The sequence below is a fragment of the Arthrobacter sp. NPDC097144 genome (genome assembly GCF_044762205.1).
Taxonomy (GTDB): domain Bacteria; phylum Actinomycetota; class Actinomycetes; order Actinomycetales; family Micrococcaceae; genus Arthrobacter_B.
Window position 1 is genome coordinate 739183 of sequence record NZ_JBIWDW010000001.1, and the last position, 21968, is coordinate 761150.

23 protein-coding genes are annotated in these 21968 nt (G+C 66.1%); 14 read left to right on the forward strand and 9 right to left on the reverse strand.

The window, feature by feature from the left end; all coding sequences use genetic code 11:
* Positions 1-2: 2 nt before the first annotated feature.
* Positions 3-1238, reverse strand: coding sequence for an ABC transporter substrate-binding protein (locus ACIQXM_RS03440; RefSeq protein WP_400927577.1), 1236 nt, complete (start codon positions 1236-1238; stop codon positions 3-5).
* Positions 1239-1463: 225 nt separating this feature from the next.
* On the opposite strand from ACIQXM_RS03440, the gene ACIQXM_RS03445 reads away from it, so the two are divergent.
* The 7 genes from ACIQXM_RS03445 (at position 1464) to ACIQXM_RS03475 (ending at position 9839) form a co-directional block, all read left to right on the forward strand.
* Positions 1464-2234 (forward strand): IclR family transcriptional regulator, encoded by a 771-nt coding sequence (locus ACIQXM_RS03445; protein WP_400927579.1) that lies wholly within the window; start codon positions 1464-1466, stop codon positions 2232-2234.
* 7 nt (positions 2235-2241) lie between these two features.
* Positions 2242-3126, forward strand: coding sequence for an HpcH/HpaI aldolase/citrate lyase family protein (locus ACIQXM_RS03450; RefSeq protein ID WP_400927582.1), 885 nt, complete (start codon positions 2242-2244; stop codon positions 3124-3126).
* 85 nt (positions 3127-3211) lie between these two features.
* On the forward strand, positions 3212-3970 hold the full coding sequence (locus ACIQXM_RS03455) for a LamB/YcsF family protein (RefSeq protein WP_400927584.1): 759 nt from the start codon (positions 3212-3214) through the stop codon (positions 3968-3970).
* Complete coding sequence (locus ACIQXM_RS03460) at positions 3967-5736, forward strand: carboxyltransferase domain-containing protein (protein WP_400927587.1); 1770 nt, start codon at positions 3967-3969, stop codon at positions 5734-5736. Before ACIQXM_RS03455 ends, ACIQXM_RS03460 begins: the two co-directional genes overlap by 4 nt.
* Positions 5733-7493 carry an acetyl/propionyl/methylcrotonyl-CoA carboxylase subunit alpha gene (locus ACIQXM_RS03465; protein WP_400927589.1) on the forward strand — a complete coding sequence of 587 codons (1761 nt, stop codon included), beginning with the start codon at positions 5733-5735 and terminating at the stop codon, positions 7491-7493. The genes ACIQXM_RS03460 and ACIQXM_RS03465 overlap by 4 nt, the downstream gene beginning before the upstream one ends.
* 84 nt (positions 7494-7577) lie before the next feature.
* Entirely contained in the window at positions 7578-8249 is a 672-nt protein-coding gene (locus ACIQXM_RS03470) for a GntR family transcriptional regulator (RefSeq protein WP_400927592.1), read from the forward strand.
* A gap of 102 nt (positions 8250-8351) precedes the next feature.
* Positions 8352-9839, forward strand: coding sequence for a DUF222 domain-containing protein (locus tag ACIQXM_RS03475; protein ID WP_400927595.1), 1488 nt, complete (start codon positions 8352-8354; stop codon positions 9837-9839).
* 60 nt (positions 9840-9899) lie between these two features.
* Here the strand turns inward: ACIQXM_RS03475 and ACIQXM_RS03480 are convergent, their stop codons facing one another.
* From ACIQXM_RS03480 to ACIQXM_RS03490, 3 genes are all read right to left on the reverse strand, one after another.
* Positions 9900-10679, reverse strand: a complete 780-nt coding sequence (locus ACIQXM_RS03480) for a putative hydro-lyase (RefSeq protein WP_400927758.1) — start codon at positions 10677-10679, stop codon at positions 9900-9902.
* A gap of 181 nt (positions 10680-10860) precedes the next feature.
* Positions 10861-11706 carry an MBL fold metallo-hydrolase gene (locus tag ACIQXM_RS03485; RefSeq protein WP_400927598.1) on the reverse strand — a complete coding sequence of 282 codons (846 nt, stop codon included), beginning with the start codon at positions 11704-11706 and terminating at the stop codon, positions 10861-10863.
* Between the two features lie 70 nt (positions 11707-11776).
* Positions 11777-13360, reverse strand: coding sequence for an exonuclease domain-containing protein (locus tag ACIQXM_RS03490; RefSeq protein WP_400927601.1), 1584 nt, complete (start codon positions 13358-13360; stop codon positions 11777-11779).
* 108 nt (positions 13361-13468) lie between these two features.
* Between ACIQXM_RS03490 and ACIQXM_RS03495 the strand changes: the two genes are divergently transcribed.
* Positions 13469-14059 carry a GNAT family N-acetyltransferase gene (locus ACIQXM_RS03495; RefSeq protein WP_400927604.1) on the forward strand — a complete coding sequence of 197 codons (591 nt, stop codon included), beginning with the start codon at positions 13469-13471 and terminating at the stop codon, positions 14057-14059.
* A 9-nt stretch (positions 14060-14068) separates the two neighbouring features.
* Positions 14069-14992 (forward strand): tRNA glutamyl-Q(34) synthetase GluQRS, encoded by a 924-nt coding sequence (gene gluQRS, locus ACIQXM_RS03500; protein ID WP_400927607.1) that lies wholly within the window; start codon positions 14069-14071, stop codon positions 14990-14992.
* Here the strand turns inward: gluQRS and ACIQXM_RS03505 are convergent.
* Positions 14989-15282: a hypothetical protein gene (locus ACIQXM_RS03505; RefSeq protein WP_400927610.1), complete on the reverse strand. Its 294-nt coding sequence runs from the start codon at positions 15280-15282 to the stop codon at positions 14989-14991. The two genes, gluQRS and ACIQXM_RS03505, sit on opposite strands and share 4 nt — an antisense overlap.
* A 296-nt stretch (positions 15283-15578) precedes the next feature.
* Between ACIQXM_RS03505 and ACIQXM_RS03510 the strand changes: the two genes are divergently transcribed.
* The 5 genes from ACIQXM_RS03510 to ACIQXM_RS03530 all read left to right on the forward strand — a co-directional run bounded on the left by ACIQXM_RS03510 (position 15579) and on the right by ACIQXM_RS03530 (position 19043).
* Complete coding sequence (locus ACIQXM_RS03510) at positions 15579-15944, forward strand: ArsR/SmtB family transcription factor (RefSeq protein WP_400927612.1); 366 nt, start codon at positions 15579-15581, stop codon at positions 15942-15944.
* A complete protein-coding gene (locus ACIQXM_RS03515) occupies positions 15941-16447 on the forward strand; it encodes an SRPBCC family protein (protein WP_400927615.1) in 507 nt (168 codons plus the stop codon). The genes ACIQXM_RS03510 and ACIQXM_RS03515 overlap by 4 nt, the downstream gene beginning before the upstream one ends.
* Positions 16447-16935 (forward strand): SRPBCC family protein, encoded by a 489-nt coding sequence (locus ACIQXM_RS03520; protein ID WP_400927618.1) that lies wholly within the window; start codon positions 16447-16449, stop codon positions 16933-16935. The genes ACIQXM_RS03515 and ACIQXM_RS03520 overlap by 1 nt, the downstream gene beginning before the upstream one ends.
* A 14-nt stretch (positions 16936-16949) precedes the next feature.
* Positions 16950-17369 carry a VOC family protein gene (locus ACIQXM_RS03525; protein ID WP_400927621.1) on the forward strand — a complete coding sequence of 140 codons (420 nt, stop codon included), beginning with the start codon at positions 16950-16952 and terminating at the stop codon, positions 17367-17369.
* A 69-nt stretch (positions 17370-17438) separates the two neighbouring features.
* Positions 17439-19043 carry an SLC13 family permease gene (locus tag ACIQXM_RS03530; protein ID WP_400927623.1) on the forward strand — a complete coding sequence of 535 codons (1605 nt, stop codon included), beginning with the start codon at positions 17439-17441 and terminating at the stop codon, positions 19041-19043.
* Here the strand turns inward: ACIQXM_RS03530 and tatA are convergent.
* From tatA to ACIQXM_RS03550, 4 genes are read right to left on the reverse strand one after another with little or no spacing between them, the layout of a single operon-like run.
* On the reverse strand, positions 19016-19279 hold the full coding sequence (gene tatA, locus ACIQXM_RS03535; RefSeq protein WP_400927626.1) for a Sec-independent protein translocase subunit TatA: 264 nt from the start codon (positions 19277-19279) through the stop codon (positions 19016-19018). The genes ACIQXM_RS03530 and tatA overlap by 28 nt on opposite strands.
* A 51-nt stretch (positions 19280-19330) precedes the next feature.
* The gene (locus ACIQXM_RS03540; protein ID WP_400927760.1) at positions 19331-20008 is read right to left on the reverse strand and encodes an N-acetylmannosamine-6-phosphate 2-epimerase; all 678 of its coding nucleotides are present in this window, start codon (positions 20006-20008) and stop codon (positions 19331-19333) included.
* A 19-nt stretch (positions 20009-20027) separates the two neighbouring features.
* A complete protein-coding gene (locus tag ACIQXM_RS03545) occupies positions 20028-21002 on the reverse strand; it encodes an ROK family protein (protein ID WP_400927628.1) in 975 nt (324 codons plus the stop codon).
* Positions 21003-21004: 2 nt separating this feature from the next.
* Positions 21005-21937: a dihydrodipicolinate synthase family protein gene (locus ACIQXM_RS03550; protein WP_400927631.1), complete on the reverse strand. Its 933-nt coding sequence runs from the start codon at positions 21935-21937 to the stop codon at positions 21005-21007.
* Between the last annotated feature and the right edge of the window lie 31 nt (positions 21938-21968).

A 21968-nucleotide genomic window follows, 5' to 3' on the forward strand; every position in this document is an offset into this window, starting at 1 on the left:
TTTTAGTTGCCGGAGCCGGTCGGGAACACAAGGTCCGCGGTGGCGAATTCCTGGGGGAAGACCTGCTCCACCTTGCCGTCCAGGACCTGCATGACAATGACCGTGGCGTTGGTGTTCTGCCCGTCCTCACCGAATTCGATGGGCCCGTCGAAGGCAAGCAGCGGATCTTCCAGGCTGAGGCCCGCAATGGCGTCACGCAGCTCTTCCGGGTCGGCCGAGCCGCTCTTCTCCAGGCCTTCGGCGATAACCTCCACCGCCTGGTAGGAGAGCATCGATGCCGTCTCCATGGGCTTGCCGTACTTCGCTTCGAAGCGTTCGCGGATGTCGGCGGCGCGGTCACTGGTGGCGCTGTAGTGGTAGTTGGCACTGAGGACTTCGGTGCCGGCGTCGCCCGCGGCTGCGGGGAAGGACGTGTCGTCAAAGGCTCCGCTGGCAATACCGAACACTGCCTTGGTGTCATTGGCCATCGAACCCACGGCCTTGGCCACCAGAAGGTTGTCCGGGTAGTAGCCGGTCACGGCAATGATGTCCGGGTTTCCGGCCAGGGCCTCGCTGACCTGGGTGGTGGCGTCGGAGAAGTTGCTGCCGGAGTAAGTGATTTCCTTGGTAATGGTGATGCCCTGCTTCTCGGCTTCCTCCTTGAAGGCCGCGAAGACCGAGTCGCCGAAGGCACCTTCAATGTGGATGTAGGCAGCCGAATCAATCGGCTCGCCGGTCTGCTCCCCCATGGCTGCCAGTGCCTGTGCCCCGGCCTGGCCCATGCTGCTGGCATCCGGCTGGATGCGGAAAGTGTTTTTGTAGCCCTGTTCCAGGATCTTGTCATCCACGGCCACATCTACGACCAGGGGAACCTTGGAACGCTCGGCCACGGAGGCAACATTCTGGGTGACGTCGGACTGATAGGTGCCTACCAGGGCAACAGCGCCCTCACTGATGAGCCGCTGCGCTTCACTCTGTCCCACCTGCGCCTGGCCCTGGCTGTCCCCGTCGCTGAGGGCCAGCTGTGCCCCGCCCAGGGATTCGATGCCGCCGGCGGCGTTGATGTCCTCCACAGCCAGCTTCGCGCCGTCGTTCATCAACCCGCCTACTCCGGCGAGGTTCCCGCTGAGCGGGTGGACGGAACCGATGGTTACGGTTTCCACGGACTCCGAACCGGAATCAGCGGATTCGGACGAACATGCTGAGAGCCCAACGAGGCTGGCAACCAGCACCGCTGCGGACAGGGCATTTCTTTTCATGACGGTATTTCCCTTCATATGCCTGGAAGCCGGTCCGCTGAGCGGAACGCAACAATGAAGCTTTGTTCCGCTCAACGGACTGCCAATGGGGGGTGCAGCAAGGCTTTCGACCCATTGTGCACGACTGTGACCTGGATTACTAGCTGGAAATCTGAAGTTAACCTGTTGGAATCATTCCGCCCACCGGAACAGTAAGATAGAGTCACGTTCCGGAAAGGAAGAACCATGGCGCCGAATTCAGACTTACAACCCACGGTCGGTGGGACCGAGGCAGCGGATCGGGTGGCCGACGTATTGCTGCTGTTCAGCCGCGCCGACGGCGCCTTGGGCGTTTCCGAGATTGCCCGCACCCTGAAGCTCAGCAAGGCGGTGGTCCACCGGATCCTGCAGTCCCTGGGCTCACGCGGGCTGCTCTCCACCGTTGACGCCTCCGGCAGCTATGTTCTGGGACCGGCTGCGATCGGCATGGGCAACAAGGCCTGGGGCCAGCTGGACTTTCGCACCATTGCGGCACCGGTACTGCGCCAGTTGCGTGATGACACCCGGGAAACCACCACCCTGTCGGTGCTGATGAACCATTCCCGGCTGTACGTGGACCAGTTTGAAAGCCCGCAGGAAATCAAGATGGTGGTGGACATCGGCGCCCGCCATCCGCTTCATTCGGGCGCCTCCAGCCGTGCGATGATCGCTTTCCTGCCCCCGTCCTACGTAGAGGAAGCCGTCTCTGCGCTGAAGCAGTCCAAACCGGATTTCAACGAAGCGGAGTACCGGCAGCTGCTGGAATCCGTCCGGCGCGACGGATACGCAACATCCTTCAACGAACGCAACATCGGTGCGGCGTCCATCGCAGCACCGTTCTTCGACAAGACCGGCAATGTCCTCGGAGCCATCAGCTCCTGCGGGCCGATTTTCCGCTTCAGCACCGCGGATACCGCGGGCCATGCCGCCAAAGTAACCGCTGCCGCGCGTGAAATCACAAGGCTGCTGGCCAGATAGGAACACCATGCCCTCCACCCCGCCGGTCCTCCCGCGCTCCTTTCTTTACGTCCCCGGCATCAAGCCGGACCTCTTTCCCAAAGCTGCAGCCGGTCCGGCAGACGCCGTGATCCTGGACTTGGAGGATGCAGTTCCGGTGAACCGCAAGGATGAAGCGCGGACATCAGTGCAGTCCTGGCTGCTCGCACAGCGCGAGCGCCCTTCATCCCGTCCGGGCACGGTACGGCAGCAGCAGTGGGCACGGCTCAATGCCGATGACTTCGCAGCCGACCTGCAGTGCATCGCTTCAACGGCATTGGACGGTGTCTTCCTGGCTAAGTGCACGGCCTCCTCCCTGCAGGAAACCGCCGGCCTTTTGGCGGACCTTGAAGCGGAAGGCCGTCTGGCTCCGGGGGTTGGAATCATCGGCCTGGTCGAAGATGCTGCGGCCCTCATGGATCTGGTGTCCATCACCGGCTCCCGGCGCCTGGTCACGCTGGGCATCGGAGAAGTGGACCTCATGGCGGACCTGCGGATGTCCCGCGGAGCAACAACCGAACCAGCCCTGGATTCGATCCGTGCCCGCATCGTCATGGCCTGCTCATCCGCCGGGCTGAGTGCCCCGGTGGCGCCCACTTCCACGGACATCAGGGATCTGGAAAGCTTCGAGCAGACCGGACGGAAAATGCAGGACTTGGGGTTCCGCTCCCGCACGGCGGTGCACCCCTCGCAGGTCCAGGTGATCAATCATGTTTTCACCCCCGCCCCTGATGCCGTGGAGGCGGCACGGGAAGCTCTGGCGGTTTTCGACGGCGGCAGCGGCGGTGTCACAGTGGACAGCAGCGGCCGCATGATTGACGCTGCAGTAATCCGCTCAGCCCAGGAGACGATTGCGCGCGCGTCGGCGTCCTAAGGCCGGCACGGCATCCGCCTGAATTGTTCATGACGTGATCGCGCGCACTGTAAGATCGCCTTTTCCGATCTAGTGCGGAGGTCCCATGCCGGTCATTGACCTGAACAGCGACGTCGGCGAATCCTTCGGGAACTGGCAGCTGGGCGATGACGCCGCTATCTTCGAATCCGTCTCCAGCGCCAATGTGGCGTGCGGCTTCCATGCCGGCGACCCCTCCACCATTGCGCAAACCTGCCGCGACGCCGTCGCCGCCGGGGTCACGATCGGCGCCCACATCGCCTACCGGGACCTGGCCGGCTTCGGCCGCCGCTTCCTGGACTGCTCCTACATGGAGCTGTTTGACGACGTGCTGTACCAGCTCGGTGCGCTGCAGTCCCTGGCCCGGGCCGCCGGCGCCGAAGTCCGCTATGTGAAGCCCCACGGCGCCCTGTACAACACGATGCTCCACCACGAGATGCACGCGCAGGCCGTAGTGGACGCCGTCGCCGCCTTCAACAAGGACCTTCCCCTGCTGCTGCTGCCCGGCGCCGTCGCACTGGATCTGGCAGATGATGCCGGACTGCGGGGAGTTGCCGAAGCCTTCGCGGACCGTAACTACAACGGGGACGGCACTCTGGTTTCGCGCAGCGAAGCCGACTCCGTCATTCACGACGCCGGCCGGGTCACCGCTAACATGGTCCGCCTTGCCACCGACAGCACCATCACCGCCGTCGACGGCACAGTGCTGCCGATGGATGCCGCCTCCATCTGCGTCCACGGGGACACTCCGGGCGCTGCCGCCATGGCCCGCGCCGTGCGCTCCGGCCTGGAGAACGCGGGCGTCACCATCGAGAGCTTCGTGTGAGGCCATCGCCGGTCACCGGCATCCGCCCCGCGGGGACCCGGGCGCTGCTGGTGGAGCTGGATACACTGGCCGATGTCACGGCGCTTCACGCGGAGCTGAAGGCCCGCCCTTTCTCCGGACAGGTCGATGTCCTCGCGGCCGCCGGCACCGTCCTGGTCCGGTTCGCGGGCCGGCGCGAGACGGTTGCCGCTGCCGGACTCCTCGAGACCTTGGACCTGGAACGCGACGCCGTAATCCCCGACGCCCGCACCGTCACCATTGACACGGTGTACGACGGCGCCGACCTCGCCGAGGCGGCCCGCCGCACCGGCCTTTCCCCGGAGGCTGTCATCGCCGCGCACTCGGGCGTCCCCTGGCTCGCCGCCTTTGCCGGCTTCGCCCCCGGTTTTGCCTACCTCACCGGCGGGGATCCGGCCCTGGACGTCCCCCGCCGCGGCAGCCCCCGCACCAGCGTTCCCGCCGGTTCCGTCGCTTTGGCCGGCGGATATTCAGCGGTCTATCCCCGCGAATCCCCCGGCGGCTGGCAGCTGATCGGCCGCACCAATGCACCGATGTGGGACCTCTCCCGCCCCAATCCTGCTCTCATCCGCCCTGGCGACCACGTCATCTTCCACTCCATCCGCGAACTGGTTCAGATAACCACCCCAAGAACGCAGGATCGGGCTGACTCTGACCTCACCGCAACGGCAGGTGCCGAGGGGATGGGGAGTCTCGTGAGTCCCGCATCAACGACCGAGGAACGAGGGAGTTGCCTTAGGGACGATGAGACTTCTCATCCCAACCAACCCGGTCACACGTCGCTGGAGATCAAAGCTCCCGGCCTGCAGTCTTTGATTCAGGATTTGGGCCGCCCCGGATATGCCGACCTCGGCGTATCCGCCGCCGGCGCCGCTGACACCCGCTCCTCGCGCCAGGCCAACCGGCTGGTCGGCAACCCGCCCGAGGCTGCAGTGATCATGAGCCTGCTCGGCGGCCTGGAACTGACCGCTCACGGTGACGTGGTGCTGGCACTGTCCGGGGCAGAACTTCCCGCCTCCGTCACCTCACCCGCCGGCGACCGCAACCGCCCCGCACCGCTGAACACTCCGTTTGCACTGCTCAGCGGTGAAACCCTGTCCCTGGGTGCTCCGTACCGCGGGGTGCGCTGCTACCTTGCCGTCCGCGGCGGAATTGACGTTCCCCCCGTCCTGGGCAGCCGCGGCACCGACACGCTGAGCGGTATCGGCCCGCTGCCGCTGGTTGCGGGGGTCCGGCTGCCGGTGGGGAAAGTTTCCTGCCTCGTCCCGGTGGGAGCTCCGGAGCCGTCTGCGCTCGCTGACACCTTTTCCGCAACCGGGCCGGCAGTGCTGCGGATTACGGCCGGCCCGCGGCAGGACTTGTTCGGCCCCGACGCCGTCGAGTCCCTCACCGGCCACGTTTGGCTGGCCACGAGCGAATCCAACCAGATCGGTGTGCGCCTGGAGACCGATCCGGCGGATCCGGCGGCCCGCCCGCTGGGCCGCGCCCGTGGCGGGGAACTGGCCAGCGAAGGCGTGGTGGAAGGGTCGCTGCAGGTCCCGCCGTCGGGCCTTCCCGTCCTCTTCCTTGCACACCACCCGGTGACCGGCGGTTACCCGGTGATCGCCGTCGTCGTGCCGCAGGATATGCCGGTTGCCGCCCAGCTGCCGCCGGGCCATCCGGTCCGTTTTGTTTTTGTGAACCCCGACAGCCTGGTGCCGCTCTCCCCCGCGGCCGCAGCCGGGATGTCTGCGGAAGGAACCCGTTGAAGAAGGTCCTGATCGCCAACCGCGGCGAAATCGCCGTGCGCGTGGCGCGTGCCTGTGCCGATGCCGGCATCGCCTCCGCCGCCGTGTATTCGGATCCCGACGCCGATGCCCTCCACGTGCGCCTGGCCGATGAGGCCTTTGCGCTGCATGGTTCCGCCGGTGCGGAGACCTATCTGAACATCCCCAAGCTAATCGCCGCCGCCCGGCGCGCCGGAGCCGACGCCGTGCACCCCGGTTACGGTTTCCTCTCTGAGAACGCTGATTTTGCGCAGGCCGTGCTCGACGCCGGCCTCACCTGGATCGGCCCCTCGCCGGAGGTGATCCGCGCCCTGGGCAACAAGGTGACCGCACGCGGCATCGCCGTCCGCGCCGGTGCACCCCTGGTGCCCGGAACCGACGGGCCGGCAGCGAGCGCCGACGAGGTCCGCGCCTTTGCAGAAGAACACGGTTTGCCCGTGGTCATCAAGGCTGCCTTTGGCGGCGGTGGACGCGGCATGAAGATCGCGCGCCGGATGGAAGATGTGGAGGACGCGTTTGAATCAGCGGCCCGTGAAGCGGTGTCCGCGTTTGGCCGCGGCGAGTGTTTCGCCGAACGTTTCCTGGACCGGCCCCGACACGTGGAAGCGCAGGTGCTGGCCGATACGCACGGCAACGTCGTCGTCGTCGGCACCCGTGACTGTTCGCTGCAGCGCCGGAACCAAAAGCTTGTGGAGGAGGCACCGGCGCCGTTCCTGAGCGAGGAGCAGCGTGCAATCATCTCTGCGTCGGCCAGGGCCATCTGCCGCGAGGCCGGTTACACCGGCGCCGGAACCGTGGAATATCTGGTCTCCCCCGACGGGCTGATCAGCTTCCTGGAGGTCAACACCCGGCTGCAGGTGGAGCATCCGGTGACCGAGGAAACCACTGGAGTGGATTTGGTCCGCGAGCAGTTCCGCATTGCCGACGGACTGCCGCTGACCCTGGCCGAAGATCCGGTGCCGCGTGGGCACGCCTTTGAGTTCCGGCTCAACGCCGAGGATCCCGCCCGGGGTTTCCTGCCCGGGCCGGGACGCGTGGAAACGTTTGAACCGCCCACCGGGCCCGGAATCCGGGTCGATTCGGGCGTCCGTTCCGGCTCGGTGGTGCCCGCCGAGTATGACTCGCTGATGGCCAAGCTCATTGTCTGGGGCGAGGACCGGCCGCAGGCGCTGCGCCGTGCGCGGGCCGCCCTGGATGAATTCGTGATCCGCGGCGTACCCACGGTGCTGCCGTTCCACCGGGCCGTGGTTCGTTCCGAGGCCTTCACCCGTACCGGCGAGCTGGGGGTTTACACCACGTGGATTGAGTCCGAATTCGCCGAACCGCTGGCTGCATCCCCGGAGATCGCAGCCGCCAAACCCGGAGCCGAGCGCGAGACCCTGACCATCGACGTCGACGGGCGGGCAGTTGAGGTGGGCGTTCCGTCGGCGCTGCTGAATGCATTGCGCTCCGGCGGCGGCGCGGACACAGGAGGTGCCGCGGGCGCAGCGGGCGATGGAGCCAGCGGCGGGCTCACCGCGGAGGACGCAGATCTGGTCTCACCGATGTCCGGAAGGCTGGTGAAATGGATGGCCGACGACGGTGCGGAGCTGGCCGGGGGCGATCCGGTGGCCGTGCTGGAGGCCATGAAAATGGAAACCACAGTCCGTGCCCACCGCACCGGAGTGCTCTCCCGCGCCCCGCTCACGCCGGGCAGCGCCGTCGCCCGCGGGGATGTTTTGGGCGGAATCGGCTCCTAGCCTTCGGAAGTCCGGGCGGCCCCCCCTGCGGTGGTCCGTTGCTTCCTTCATCCCTGCCGCTAGATTAGGACCGTGCTTACTAATATGGGGGATATTAGCGCTGACCGCGCGGGACATGTAACCACCACTGCCTGGGTGGCCGCCGTGCTGCGCAGCCGCATAGCTGCCGGAGATTTGCCGCCGGGAACAAAGCTGTCCGAGCAGCAGCTCGCGGCGTCACTTCAAGTCTCCCGGAACACCCTGCGGGAAGCGTTCACCATACTCGCCAGCGAATCCATCGTGACGCGCTACCCCAACCGGGGAGTATTCGTTGCCTCGCCCGGTACCGGTGCGGTGCGGGAGATTTACCAGATGCGGCGGATACTGGAGCCCGCCGCAGTCCTCTGGGGACCTGAACTGGATCTTGCGCGGTTCGATGCGGTGATACGCGAGGGAGAGGAAGCGAAGTCCCGCGGGAGCATTCCGGACATGGCCACGGCCAATCAGAACTTCCACCAGACGGTGGTGTCAATGTCCGGCAGCCCGCATCTGCAGCAGGCGATGAGATGCCTTCTGGCGGAGATGCGCCTGGTTTTCCACGCCATGTCCACAAAACCGGACTCTCATATCCGCTACGCCGACGAAAATGCGGTATTTGTTGAGCTGCTGCGGGCCGGCCGCCGCTCTGAGGCCGCCCATGCGCTGCGCGGTTATCTGGACGCCGCCGAAGCTGACCTGCTGGAGCATCTGGAGTCTCTTGAACAGCTGCGGATTTAGCTTTCTCCTCCACAGAACGGTCCGTCTGTGTTCCCTTCGTTTCTTGTCCCCAGGGGGCGAAGCGTTGGAGACACGGCAGTTCTGACTTGGTGGAATGGAGGAATGCAGCGCTTCGAGTTCAACGCAGTCCCCGGCGAGTCCGGGCCGGGAACGCCCGAAAGTCCGGGTGGATTGACCGGCACCCTGCAGGTTCAGAATGTTCACCGCCTGAGCAGGGATGAACTCCTTGTCACCCTTGAACGGCTGGACGCACTCCTCGGATGGGCGCAGGCGCAGCAGGCCCGGGGTGTTGCCCGGCTCGAAGCGCTCGTCGTTCAGGAGATGGCTCCGGATAAGGACTGTGATTCCCAAACCGTTTCCCGGCTCGCGGCGTCAGAGGTAGGCGCACTTCTCTCCCTTCCTCCGCTGGCAGCACAGCGCCTGGTCGGTGAATCCACTCTGCTGTGCGACACCTGTCCGGCGACTCTGGCTGCCGTCGAGGCGGGCAAACTGAGCTACCGCAAGGCCCAGGTCATTTGCTCAACGGTGGCGTCGCTCCGGGACCCCGACCGCACCCGCTTGGAAGCCCGGCTGCTGGAGGAGGCCGGCGGTCGAACCGCCAGCCAGTTGGACCGGCTGGCACGCCGGCTCTACGAAGGTTTGGTGCCGGACGCGGAACTGACACTCCGGCACCGTCGCGCGCGGGAAGGCCGAAGAGTGTGGCTGGAACCGGACCGGGACGGAATGTGCTTTCTCTCTGCTTGCCTGTCAGCGGCCGAAGGGCAGGCCATCTTCAACGGGTTAACCGCTTGCGCCCGGGCCGAGCAAAGCGCCGGTGACGCCCGTGGAACTGATCAGCTGCGAACGGACATTTTGACCTCGCTTCTTCTCGGCACCGCTGACATTCCGCAGCAAGCTGGAATTACCGGACATCCCTCATCAGCTGCTGAAAGCTCTTCACCGGAATCCGGCACCCACCCGGAACCCTCCGCGGCAAAGTCCGCGGCAAAGCAGGCAAAGCAGGCAAAACAGACAAAACAGCGGATCACGCCCGAAGTCATGGTGCTGATCAACGCAGAAACAATTCTCGGCCTGGACGACCGTCCCGCGGAACTGCACGGGTACGGGCCCATCAGCGCAGAATCCGCCCGGGAGTTGCTGCGGCACATGGGGCGTTGGACAGGGCTGCTGCAGGACGCGCAAAGCGGTGAGATCCTGAGTGTCGGCCGGCAGCGGCGGATACCCACAGGACTGCGGCGCTGGCTGCAGGCACGGGATTCCACCTGCCGCTTTCCCGGATGTGTGGCCAACGCCCTTACCGCCGAGATTGACCACACCATACCGTGGGCGCGCGGCGGACCCACTTCACACGACAACCTCGAATGCCTCTGCCGCAAACACCATTGGTTCAAGACCAACGGCTTCTGGAAAGCTCACCAACCCGAACCCGGTGTGCTGGAATGGATCTCTCCCGCCGGCAGAACGTATCGGACTCAAGCGTACTTCCCGTCCTCCCGTCTTCTGCCTGGCCGGCCTGTTCCGGACCAGGAATCCTGCCCGGAGCCTGATTCTGACGCGTGCGAAAGTGAGCCAACGGCACCGCCGTTCTAGGTCTGCAGCACGGCATCTCTTAGAAGGGTCCCGCATGCCTGGCCCGCACATGCGTGGTGATTACACCAAATACGAGCTGTCCCGGGCATCAGTAATGAGCATGTGCCCCGAAGCGTGGCCGATGGCCAGTGAAGGCTTCGACTCCATGACTGCAGCCTGCGGCGTCACGCCGCAGGCCCAGAACACCGGCACATAGCCTTCCCGGATCTCCACCGGCTCGCCAAAGTCCGGGTGTCCCAGATCGGCGATGCCCAGCTCCCCCGGATTGCCTACGTGCACGGGAGCGCCGTGAAGCGAAGGATAGTGCGAGGTGATGCGCACGGCGTCGGCTACCTGGGCAGCCGGAATCGGACGCATGGAAACCACCAGGGGTCCGCTGATTCTCCCCGCCGGCTGGCACCGAATGGATGTGCGGTACATGGGCGCATTGGTGCCCTGATCGATGTGCGCAATGTGGATGCCGGCTTCCTGCAGGGCCGCTTCGAAGGTGAAGCTGCAGCCCACAATGAAGGTCACCAGATCATCGCGCCAGTACTGCGTGATGTCCGTGGGATCTGCAACCTGCTCCCCGTCCACATACACGGCGTAGCGCGGGAGGTCGGTCCTGATGTCTCCGCCGGCCAGCAGCGGCCCGGACGTTTCACCGGGATTCAGGACACCCAGGATGGGGCAGGGCTTGGGGTTGCGCTGGGCGAAGAGCAGGACGTCGAAAGCCTGCTCCTTCGGAACGATAATCAGGTCTGCCTGCACGTAGCCCGCCGCCCAGCCCGCGGTCGGAGTGACCAGCCCGCTGCGGAAGAGCAGGCGTGCTTCCGCCGGGGACAGCGCCTCTGTGGACACTGCCTCTGCAAGCGGATGCCTCGTCCCGCGGACGGAGGTTGAAGGCTCGCGGACGGGGTTCACAGCCTCGTGGACGAATTTCAACGTCTGGTGAACGGAATCCAGAAGGGGTGCTTCGGACTTCAGGGCGCCTGCTTTGGATTTCACATTGACATCCTTTCGGCGGAGCTGCTTGGTGCTGTTACCGCATGGTCCGTCCGTAGGTGGGCTCGGCCAGGCCTCCCGCCGGACCTGTAGCCACGATTCGCCGCTTGGGAACTGCGGCACTGGCGCGGACAGCTCCCACCGCCTCCCGCACCCCAATCCTGACAGCGGGACCATGACCAGGCAGCAGCAGTGAAGCATCCAGCCTGCCAAGCTGCGACAGGGAGCGGCGAGCGCCGTCGTCGTCGCCCTGAAACATGGAATCAAGCATCTGCGGGCCCTTCAGTCGGCTGATTGCATGGCCCGTGACCAGCGCATCGCCGGTAACGACGGCGCGGGCGGCCGGCAAATAAAAGGCCGTGTGGCCCGGTGTATGACCGGGAGTGGGAACAGCCACCGGCGACCCCGGCAGGGCGGCCAGTTCGACGTCGTCGTTCCACGCCGTAGCGCTGGGCACCACCACCCGAGCGGCACCGCCGGAAGTCAGGACGTACCAAGCCCACTGCGCCACAGCCGGCTGCCAAGACCTGCTCAGGATGCGTCCAACGGATACCTGATCCTTGTCCTCCCCCCGCAGATAGGGAAGCTCAGCAGCACTGCACAGAACGGGAATGCCGTAGGCGGCGGCCAAATAGCCGGCCGTTCCGGCATGGTCCACATGGGCGTGGGTGATCAGAACGGCAGCAGCGTCGGCAGGATCCAGACCGGCGTCCTGCAGAGAAGCCAGCACCAGGGGCAGGTTCCCGGGATATCCGCCGTCAATGAGCGTGAAGGCTTTCCCGTGGCGCAGGATGATCCAGTTGGACGCCGGACCCTCAGCGAACCACACATCCTGAGCCGGTTCCGTCAGCGCATATCCCCGGCGCCCATGTCCACCGCGCATTCCGCCACCTCCTCTAAAGAGGTATATCCCGGCCTCGGGCGAGCCGCAACGGCGTTTGCTTCGGCGTTCGCTACTCGGCTGAGGATTCGTAGAAATTCCAAGCGGTGACCTGCTCGGGAACCGCCAGCGCGTGCTCACCGGCGGGGACGACCGACTGCAGCCAGCTGAGCTTGGCTCCGGGACGGCCGCGGTGGGCCAGGACCATGGAGCCGAGCATGAACATGTCTGCAACAGGGGCGAAAACCGCAACGCCCTCGACCACGAACGGGCCGCCCAGGGCATCAAACACCGCCGTCACCAGGTCTCCGTGCTGAACACTGCCGAGCAGGACGTCCATGAATTCGTTGTCCGGGACGTGGGCGGTCAGGGCGGTCACAAACGCCGCGTCCTCGTCCTGCAACACTGCCAGGGAGTGGATGTCCCGCTCGGGCTTGCCGTTGTTTTCGATGCTGCGGTGGCCGAGCATCCGCACCCCGAGCACCGGGGATTTGAAGGTGGTTCCGGCCACCCGGAACACCCCGTAGTGCTCGCTCTTGAAGGTTGCAGCGGCAAGGTCGGCAGGGCACATCATGTCCAGGACGCCGCCCATGCCTTTGACATCGCGGCGCTTGGGCAGGGCTGGCAGGGTTTCCGCCAGGGACAGCGGCGCGACGGCGGTGGGCGGCAGCGCCGCAGCCGCGGCACCGTCCACAACGGCGTCATCCACAGCCCCGGCGGGCTCAGCCTCCAGAAGCTGCCGGAACGCCGCTTCGCCCATGATGTGCAGGCTCTGTCCCTTGGCCCGCAGGTCCTGGGCCTTCTGCACGGAGCGGCTGACCACGGCGCCGGGCCGCAGCATCTGAGCGTCCCAGTCGCCCACCACCAGAAGCGTGGTGCTGCGCGTCGGGGCGTGGTTGTTCAACTCTCCGCCGTGTTGCAGGACCAACTGCTGCAGGACCGGGCGTTCCACGGAAAAGTCTCCCGTGAAGGAGACCATGTGCCCGCCCAGTTTGGCTGAGATCACTGCCACCGGCGTGGTGCGGTCCAGGGCAGGGCGAGGGGCGTACCGCTGCGCCCGGGCAGCTGGCGGAACCGCTGCGGCCGGAGTTCCGGCAACTCCTGCCGCAGACGTGGATCCGCAGAGCCGCAGAACGGCGTCAATGTCTGCCAGCCCTTCCCGCAGGGCCAGCCTGATGGTGATGTTGGCGCAGGCCTCGGCGTCGGCGAGCCCGTCGTGATGCTGGAAGCCGCCAAAACCCAGGGCTGCGTGGACGGTGGGCAGTTTGTGGTTTTCCAGAGGCAGCAGCGCCTGCGCCATTTTCACCGAGCAGCCGTACCGGAATGCCTTGGAGGCAATTCCGGCAGCTGAGCTGGTTTTGCGGAAAACGTCCAGGTCAAAGGCGGCATTGTGGGCGATCACGGCGTCGTCGGCAATGAATGCGGCAATCTCCGCATGCACCGCGGCCCAGGTGGGAGCCGCAGCAACCATCGCTTCGGTGATGCCGTGAATGGCGATGTTGCGCTGTTGGAACCCTCCGCCGTCGGTGGGCCGCAGGAGCCACTCTCCCCGGTCGACAATCCGGCCGTCCCGAACCTTCACCATGCCCAGGGCACAGGCCGAGGCCCGCGATCCGTTGGCTGTTTCAAAGTCGATCGCGGTGAAGTTCAGTGTCATGTTGTGTGCAGGTTCCTTGGAATTTCTGACCGGGCTCAACCCGGCAGCGATAACCGCAAATGGCGGCCCTCCACCTTACCTGCAATGACCGTCTGGCAGACTCGACCCATGACGGACCCCGTGGACCTGGCCTGGCTGACCTCCCCCGGCGAGGTGACACCACTGCTTCGACAGCAGCTTGCCGGCTGCTGGCAGGAAGTAGCCAACACCGGAGGTGCTGTGGGGTTCCCCTTCCCTCCGGTCTCCGACTCGGACGTCGCCTCCGCCGTGGCAGGCATGGTCAGCGCACTGGATCTGCCGGAGAACCGCATCCTGACGGCGGGCACCAACAGCCGGCTGGCGGGGTGGTTGTTTCTGGCGGGCAACTCCAGCAAGCTCACCGCGCACTGGGCACGGGTACTCCGGGTGCAAACGGCTCTGGACTTCCGCGGATACGGCGTCGGACGCGCGCTCATGAGCGAAGCTGCCCGGGCAGCGGCCGAAGACTTTGCCCTTGAGCAGTTGCATCTTGAACTGCGCTCCGGCCTGGGCCTGGAAGGCTTTTACCGTTCCTGCGGCTGGAGGGAGACCGGACGCTGGCCCGGAGCACTCCGCCTGCCGGCCGGAGACCGCGACGAGGTACTGATGGTGCTGGACCTGCAGCACACGGCGGAAGTTGCCGGTACAGAACCGCCTCTCCCTGAAAGGCAGGACTTGTAAAGTGGGACGGTGACCGCGCCTTCCTCCCCCGCCGCCAGGACCTCGACAGCTGCGGGAGCCGGCCGCTTCGCTCCCAGCCCCACCGGAGACCTGCACGTGGGAAACCTGCGCACCGCGGTCCTGGCCTGGCTTTTTGCGCGGTCCAGCGGACGCGCTTTCCTGCTGCGGGTGGAGGACCTGGATCCGGAGCGGTCCCGGACCGAAGCGGGGCAGCTGCGGGACCTTGCCGCCGTCGGACTCACCTGGGATGCCGCCCCGGTCCGCCAGTCCGAACGCACCGCACTGTACCTGGCCGCCGTCGCCCGCCTGGCCGAGGCGGGCAGGGTCTACGAGTGCTTCTGCACCCGCAGCGAAATCGCCGACGCACCCCGGGCACCGCATGCCCCTCCGGGTGCCTATCCCGGGACCTGCCGCAACCTCACTGAGGCTGAACGCGCCCGACGGCGGCAGGATCGTCCCGCGGCCCTGCGCCTGCGCGCCGAGGTGGATCACTACACCGTGAACGATCTGCTGCACGGCGCCTACACCGGCCCGGTGGATGATCTGGTGCTGCTGCGCAACGACGGGGCGCCGCCCTACAACCTGGCGGTGGTGATCGACGACGCCGCCTCCGGAATTGATCAGGTGGTCCGCGGCGGAGATTTGCTCACTTCCGCTCCCCGGCAGGCGTATCTCGCCTCGCTGCTGGGCCTGCCGGAAGTGCAGTATGCGCATGTGCCGCTGGTGGTGAACCCGGAGGGGAGGCGGCTGGCGAAGCGCGACGGCGCCATCACCTTGGCGGCAATGGCCCGCAACGGCCTGGATGCCACCGCAGTGAGGGACCTGATTCTGGCGTCCCTGAACCTCCCGCCGGGAACGCTGGACGAAGCGCTGGAGACGTTCGCACCGGCGTCGCTTCCGCGCGGGCCCTGGACTTTTCGGGCGGCGTCCTAGTTGCCGCCCAGGCGAATGCCTATCGCGACCACGAAGGCCACGAGTCCGATGATTCCCACGACGGCCGCGTCCCGCCGGTGGTGCAGCCACAGCCAGGAGGGTCGCCCGCTAAAGAATGCGTAGAGACCGGTCAGCAAAAGTATCAGCCCCGCCATGCCCACATATCCGGCTGCTCCGGAGGCAACACCCTGGGCGATGACCAGAAGCAGCATGACCAGTCCGAAGATGAAACTCCCCCAGTGAAAGGCCGGCTCACCGGGGGCATGAGATCGTGAAACCGAGCTAGTCATGGTCTTCCCATCCTTGAGCCGCCGGCCGAAACGCGGCGGATATAGGCGGCGGATACACAGTCCGCAGGTTGCCCTTTCCATTGTCCGGCGGCAGTCCGTGCGTGTGAATACCGCCGGCAGCACCCCGCGCGGAGGCCGAAGCATTCCTTGGTCCAAAGATGAACTTTGCCCGAACCGTTGACGGTGTTTCCCGGCGGGCGTAGCTTCGTAATCAACCGAGAGGTTGAACAACCAGCACCTTGATTACCGCTGAACAGTGACACCGCTGAAGAGAGACACAGAAGCTGACCCACGCCATGAACACTACGGAGGATGCGGATCTGGACCGGGCATTCCTGGCCCTGGCTGATCCTGCACGGCGCCGCATCATCGCCCGGCTGTCCCGGGGCCCGGCAACGGTCAACGAACTGGCGGAACCCTTCGAGATCTCCAAGCAGGCCGTCTCGAAGCACATTCAGGTCCTCGAACAGGCGCAGCTCGTCACGCGCAGCCGTGACGCCCAGCGCCGGCCCGTCCACCTGAACCCCGCACGGTTGGAGGCACTCACCGCCTGGATTGACCAGTACCGGTTGATCCGCGAGGAGCAGTTCCGCAGCCTTGATGCCGTGCTCAATGCACAGGCCGCTGGGAAAGGCGGCCGGCAGTCAAAGGAATCATCATGACCAATGCACTGGAGCTCAACGTCCCGGACGGACTTCCGTTCATCAATTTCTCCCGCGAGGTCGACTATCCCGTGGCCTCCGTCTTCCGCGCCTACGCCGAACCGGACCTGATCCTGCAGTGGCTTGGCCCGCGCGGCATGAAAATGGAGATCAACCACTACGATTTCCGCACCGGCGGTTCCTACAGCTACATCCACACCGGTCCGGACGGGGTGCCGTACGAATTCCGCGGCATCTTCCACACGGTGCGCGAAAACGAGTCCGCCATTCAAACCTTCGAGTTCTCCGGGTATCCGGATGTGGCCAGCCTCGAGTTCATGACACTTGTTGCGCTCGACGGCGACCGCACGCGGATCAGCGCGCATGCCGTCTATCCCTCCATGGAGGCCCGGGACGGCATGGCTGCCTCGGGCATGGAAGCCGGCGTCGCCGAAGGCTTCGACCGGATGGACGAGCTGCTGGCCCAGCTTCAGCCGGGAGCAGTGCAGGGACGGGGTGCGTGATGAGCAACCCGCTGACACTGAGTACCCCCGAGGGTGAACCCCTGATGGAGTATTCGCGGGAGTTCGATTTCCCGGTCCATGACGTTTTCCGCGCCCACATGGATCCGGAGATTTTTGCCCAGTGGATCGGACCGCTCGACGTGGCAACGCGCATCGATCAGTTCGAGGCACGCACCGGCGGCGCCTATCGATTCGTGCATTCCAGGGGCGACGACGAGGAGTATGCCTTCCGCGGGGTATTCCACACGGTGCGCCAGGATGAGTTCGTGCTGATGACTTTCGAATTTGAAAGCACTCCGGAAGTGGTGACCCTTGAATACACGATCTTCACGGCACTGCCCGGCGGCCGGAGCCTGCTGACCGGCCGCTCCCTGTACCCCTCGGTGGAATCCCGCGACGAATTCCTGTCCAACGGCATGGAAGCCGGCATGTCCGACGGCTACAACCAGCTGGACGACCTGCTCTCCCGGGCTGGATCCACACCATAGAAAGCAGGTGCATCATGGATTGGACACTGGAAGTGGTGGTGGTCCCGGTCAGCGACCTGGACCGGGCCATCACCTTCTACCGCGAGCAGGTCGGCTTCGCGTTGGATCACCGCACCGTCAACGGGGACATGGACTTTGCCCAGCTGACGCCGCCGGGATCGGGGTGTTCCATCGTGATCGGCAACCTGCCGTCTCCGCAGCCAATGGAGCCCGGATCGATGAACGGGATGCAGCTCGTGGTCTCAGATGCCCGGGCTGCGCGGGAAGAGCTGCTCGGCCGCGGAGTGGAGGCGGGTGAAATTACGGTCTTCGACGAGCGCGACGGCGGTACCTTCTTCTGGTTCTCGGACCCGGACGGCAACACTTGGACGGTCCAGGAAATGAAGGTGCGGGCCGAGCACCCCCTGATTCCGCACAGCAGCCGGACGCTGTGACCCCCATGTCAGGCCGCCGGGGACGCTGATCCATCGACATGCCGGCTTTAACCCACTTGACTGGGTTTTATGCAGGCGGCTCTGGATCCGATGTGGGCAACATATGCGGTGCTGGCGCTGGCCGTGCTGGGCTTCATGACAAACCGGGTTCCGCTCGTCATCGTCGCACTGTTCGTCCCCCTGGCGTTGTGGGCCACGGGGGTGCTTCCCCTGGACGAAGCCCTGCAGGGCTTCAGCGATCCCGTTGTACTGTTTATTGCCTCGCTTTTCGTCCTTAGCGACGCCCTGGACGCCACCGGCATTACGGCCTGGATCGGACAGCAGCTCGAGCGGCGCTCCTCGCTGCGCGGAGCCGGGCTTCTTCTGGCGATCATGGCTGCCGCGGCAGCGCTCTCTGCCGTGATCAGCATCAACGGTGCCGTGGCAGCGCTGCTGCCTGTGGGCATCGTTGCAGCGGGACGGTCCGGCGTCGTTCCCTCACGCATGCTGATTCCGCTGGCCTTCGCGGCCGGCGCGGGTTCCCTGCTGACCCTGACGGGGACGCCGGTGAACATCATCGTTTCCGAAGTCGCTGCTGAATCAGGCGGGCGGGAGTTCGGGTACTTTGAGTTTGCGCTGGTGGGACTGCCGCTCGTCATCCTCACCGCGCTCCTCGTGGTGGCCTTCGGCGGACGTCTCCTGCCTGAGCGGATCCCCGAGCGGGTTCCGGGAAACACCGCTGACCCGCGCGAACGGGTGCGGTCCTGGCAGGAAAGATACGCGGCCGACCTTGACGCCGGGCGGCTGTTCACCGGCGGTGAGGGGGTGTCCGAGGTTATCGTCGCACCGCACTCGAGCCTGATCGGGCGCACCGTTTTTCCCGGAGAGGTCATTGGGGACGGGGACCTCGTGGTGGTGGCGCTTCGCCGCGGCGGCGCCCCGTCACCCGGCCCCGGGGTGCCCGCACCAACGGGTGAGCTGACCCTCCACACAGGCGACGGCGTGCTGATCCACGGTCCGTGGGATGCCCTGCACCGCTACACCGACTCGTCCGACGTGATCGCCGTCGAGCCGACCCGGAACCTCCAGCGGAGCATACCGCTCGGACGCGGCTGGCGCCGCTGCCTTGCCGTGCTCATCGTCGCTATCGTCCTACTGGCAAGCGGCGTTATTCCTCCGGCCATCGTGGGACTGCTCGCGGCTGGTGCGCTGGTGGTCCTGCGGGTGGTCAGCGTCCCCCAGGGATTCCGCGCAATCTCATGGGACACCGTGGTCCTGATCGCAGGACTCATCCCGCTCTCCAACGCTTTCGTCTCCTCGGGGGCCGCTGACCAGATTGCTTCATTTGTTGACCGGATCACCGGCGGAGGGTCCCCACGCTTCGCCCTCCTTGTAATCTGCGTGCTCACCCTCATCCTCAGCCAGGTCATCTCGAACGTGGCAACAGTGCTGGTGATGGCGCCCGTGGCAGTTTCCTTTGCCCAGTCACTGGACGTCAGCGTGCAGCCGTTCATGATGGCGCTGACCGTGGTGGGCGCCGCAGCTTTTCTCACCCCTATTGCCACACCGGCGAACCTCATGGTGATGCAGCCGGGCGGATACCGATTTGGCGACTACTGGCGCCTCGGGCTGCCCCTGGCCCTCATCTTCCTTGCGGCCGGGGTGCTTTACGTGCCGCTGATTTGGCCCTTCTGAACCGAATCCGGAGCGGCAGGGGCCGCCGGGGCAGGCGGAGCGGCATAGGCCGCCGCCGCCGGTGCCGGAGTCTCAGGCGCAGGCGCCGGGTTTTCGTCCTTCATCTGCCGTACCTCCGACCGGAAAATACGCAGCGACTGGCCGGCGCTGCGGGCCAGACCGGGAAGCCGCGGTGCGCCGAAAAGCAGCAGTGCGAGGGCGATCACGATGACAAAATGCCAACCTTCAAGTTTCATGGGCACATCCTATCCGCCGCAGCTCGGAACTCCGGGTCAATGAGGAACAGTTCAATCGGCAAGCGCGCCCGCGAACCACCCGGTGATGGTGGTCGGGTGGGTGATCGCGGTACCCACGACGACGGCGAACGCGCCGGCGTCCAGGCATGCCCGGGCCTGCGCCGGGGTATGGATCCGGCCCTCGGCAATCAGCGGCCGGCCCAGGTCCAGTGCGGCGATCTCGGCGATCAGTTCCAGGTCCGGCCCGTCGGTTTTCGGCCGCTCCCCCGTGTAGCCGGCCAGGGTGGTGCCGATCAGGTCCGCTCCCGCATCGGCTGCGGCCTTCGCGTCCAGGGCGGAACCGCAGTCAGCCATCACCAGCGCCCCGGTCTGCTCATGAAGAGCAGAGATGGTGTCGGCGAGCGTAAGCCCGTCCGGGCGCGGCCGGCGGGTGCCGTCAATGGCCACGATGTCCGAGCCGGCAGCAACACAGGCCAGGGCATGCTTCAGGGTGGGGGTGATGAAGACGCCGTCCGCCCCGTCCTTCCACAGGCCGATCATCGGAACGTCCACCGCGGCACGGGTCTGTTCCAGGTCGGAGATGCCCTGGATCCGCACTGCGGCAGCACCGCCGACCACCGCAGCCTGTGCCATCTGGGCCATGGTGCGGGGGTCCCGCAGGGGTTCGCCCGGATAGGCCTGGCAGGAGACAATCAGCTTCGATTCCAAGGCTGAGAGATCAACGCTCATGTGACGTGTTGCTTGGGGTTCAGACACGGGTTTCCTCCGGAACATTTACGCGGTCAAAGGCAAGTTTGGCGGCGCCCACCACTGCGGCGTCGGCGCCCAGGACAGCCGGCACCACGGGCAGGCCGGCCAGCGGATCCATCAGCTCGGCGCGCAGCGCGGTGAGGAACGGGTTCCACCACAGTTTCCCGGCTGCGGAGACGCCGCCGCCGATCACCACCATGGCCGGATCCAGCACGTTGGCCAGCCCGCCCACTGCCTGTCCGGCCGCTTCAGCTCCAAGGGTCAGCGCGCGCAGGGCCACCGGCTCTCCGGCGGCCGCGCGCACCGAGATGTCCCGGGCCGTTGCGGCATCACCGTCGCCGCCCAGCCGGCGGTACAGATTGCTGATGGACGGGCCGGAGGCGATGGCTTCCAGATGCCCGGCGCGCCCGCAGCTGCACGGCAGCGCACGGCCGGCGTCGTCGTAGGCGTAGGGAGAGGCGAGATGCCCCACGTGCCCGGCCACTGCCCGCTCCCCCGTGTGCGCGGCGCCGTCCAGGATCAGGGAACCGCCGACGCCGGTACCGACGGCCACCAGCAGCGTGGACGGCGCGCCGGCGGAAGCACCCTGCCAGTGCTCGCCCAGGTTGTGGGCGTGCACGTCGTTGACGGCATAGGCGGGCAGCCCGGCCTCCCGGCCCAGGTGTGCGGCGAGCGGGGTGCCGGCCCAGCCGGTGAGGGAATCGGTGGCTGACACCACCGATCCGTTCCGCGCGTCAATCACCCCGGCGGAGCCGATGCCCACGGCCACCGGCAGCAGTCCGGCGGTCCGGGCCTGCGCCAGCAGGGATTCCACCAGCCCGACGGCGGTAGCCAGGATCGCTGCCGGGCCGGCGGTTGCCGGAGTGGGCCGGGAAGCCGATGCATGCAGCATGCCGGCGGCATCCACAATTCCGGCGGCGGTTTTGGTGCCGCCGATATCCACCCCGATGACGCAGTGTTGAACCGGCTGCATCCCTAGATCAGGCCGTTGCGCTCAAGGATGGTGGCGATGGCGGCCGTTTCGGGCTCGTTCAGGGACACCATGGGCGCGGACATGATGTTGGTGTCAATGACGCCCATCAGCATCAGTGCAGTCTTGAAGGCGCCGAGGCCGGCCGCACCGCCGGAGACGCGGCCCGGTGTGGGTGCGTAGACGATGTTGAAGACGTCAGCGAGGCGGTCCTGTTCGCTCGCGGCGGTGGCAAAGTCCCCGCTGGAAGCGGCGTCATACAGGCGGCGGTAACCGGCCGGATCCACGTTGCCCAGCCCGGGCACCACGCCGTCGGCGCCGCCCAGCAGGGCTCCGTCCACCACTACCTCGTGGCCGGTGAACACCGAGAAGTTGTCGATGCTGCGGGCGGCCAGGCAGAGCTGGCGGAAGGAGACGTCATCGCCGGAGGAATCCTTGACGCCGGCAATGACCTGGTCCACGCCCAGCTGGATCAGCAGGTTCAGGGGCAGCTTGTAGTTGGTGCGGACCGGAACGTCGTAGGCGAAGATCGGCACGTCAAGGGCGGCGTGGATGCTGCGGAAGTGGGTGTCGGTTTCCAGTGCGTCGGAGAGTGCGTAGAACTGGGAGGTGACCACCAGGGCGTCGGCTCCCAGGCCGATCATCTTCCGGCCTTCTTCGATGACGCGGTTGGTGCTCTGCTCGCTGGCGCCCACAATCAGGGGAACCTGCCCGGCGTTGACTCCGGCGATGGTGGTGAGCACCAGCTCGCGCTCGCTGCTGGTCAGGTACGGAACTTCGCCGGAGGAGCCCAGGACGAACAGTCCGTGGACGCCGCCTTCCAGCAGGTGCTTGGTGACCCGGGTCAGGGAGTGGGTGTCAATGCTGCCGTCCGCGCTGCGGGGAGTGACAACCGGCGGGATGACGCCGTGGAACTGGTGGTTGGGCTGAGAGGCCACAGATATCTCCAAGTGCTGGTAATGGTGTGCG

Bases quoted from the DNA above. Each gene is read 5' to 3' on its own strand.
- ACIQXM_RS03505 (WP_400927610.1), bottom strand. From the start codon at position 15,282: ATGACTAGCTCGGTTTCACGATCTCATGCCCCCGGTGAGCCGGCCTTT.
- ACIQXM_RS03540 (WP_400927760.1), bottom strand. From the start codon at position 20,008: ATGAGCGTTGATCTCTCAGCCTTGGAATCGAAGCTGATTGTCTCCTGC.
- ACIQXM_RS03545 (WP_400927628.1), bottom strand. From the start codon at position 21,002: ATGCAGCCGGTTCAACACTGCGTCATCGGGGTGGATATCGGCGGCACC.
- ACIQXM_RS03495 (WP_400927604.1), top strand. From the start codon at position 13,469: ATGACGGACCCCGTGGACCTGGCCTGGCTGACCTCCCCCGGCGAGGTG.
- ACIQXM_RS03490 (WP_400927601.1), bottom strand. From the start codon at position 13,360: ATGACACTGAACTTCACCGCGATCGACTTTGAAACAGCCAACGGATCG.
- ACIQXM_RS03455 (WP_400927584.1), top strand. From the start codon at position 3,212: ATGCCGGTCATTGACCTGAACAGCGACGTCGGCGAATCCTTCGGGAAC.
- ACIQXM_RS03525 (WP_400927621.1), top strand. From the start codon at position 16,950: ATGGATTGGACACTGGAAGTGGTGGTGGTCCCGGTCAGCGACCTGGAC.
- ACIQXM_RS03470 (WP_400927592.1), top strand. From the start codon at position 7,578: ATGGGGGATATTAGCGCTGACCGCGCGGGACATGTAACCACCACTGCC.
- ACIQXM_RS03530 (WP_400927623.1), top strand. From the start codon at position 17,439: ATGCAGGCGGCTCTGGATCCGATGTGGGCAACATATGCGGTGCTGGCG.
- ACIQXM_RS03485 (WP_400927598.1), bottom strand. From the start codon at position 11,706: ATGCGCGGTGGACATGGGCGCCGGGGATATGCGCTGACGGAACCGGCT.
- ACIQXM_RS03440 (WP_400927577.1), bottom strand. From the start codon at position 1,238: ATGAAAAGAAATGCCCTGTCCGCAGCGGTGCTGGTTGCCAGCCTCGTT.
- ACIQXM_RS03445 (WP_400927579.1), top strand. From the start codon at position 1,464: ATGGCGCCGAATTCAGACTTACAACCCACGGTCGGTGGGACCGAGGCA.
- ACIQXM_RS03520 (WP_400927618.1), top strand. From the start codon at position 16,447: ATGAGCAACCCGCTGACACTGAGTACCCCCGAGGGTGAACCCCTGATG.
- ACIQXM_RS03515 (WP_400927615.1), top strand. From the start codon at position 15,941: ATGACCAATGCACTGGAGCTCAACGTCCCGGACGGACTTCCGTTCATC.
- tatA (WP_400927626.1), bottom strand. From the start codon at position 19,279: ATGAAACTTGAAGGTTGGCATTTTGTCATCGTGATCGCCCTCGCACTG.
- ACIQXM_RS03450 (WP_400927582.1), top strand. From the start codon at position 2,242: ATGCCCTCCACCCCGCCGGTCCTCCCGCGCTCCTTTCTTTACGTCCCC.
- ACIQXM_RS03475 (WP_400927595.1), top strand. From the start codon at position 8,352: ATGCAGCGCTTCGAGTTCAACGCAGTCCCCGGCGAGTCCGGGCCGGGA.
- ACIQXM_RS03510 (WP_400927612.1), top strand. From the start codon at position 15,579: ATGAACACTACGGAGGATGCGGATCTGGACCGGGCATTCCTGGCCCTG.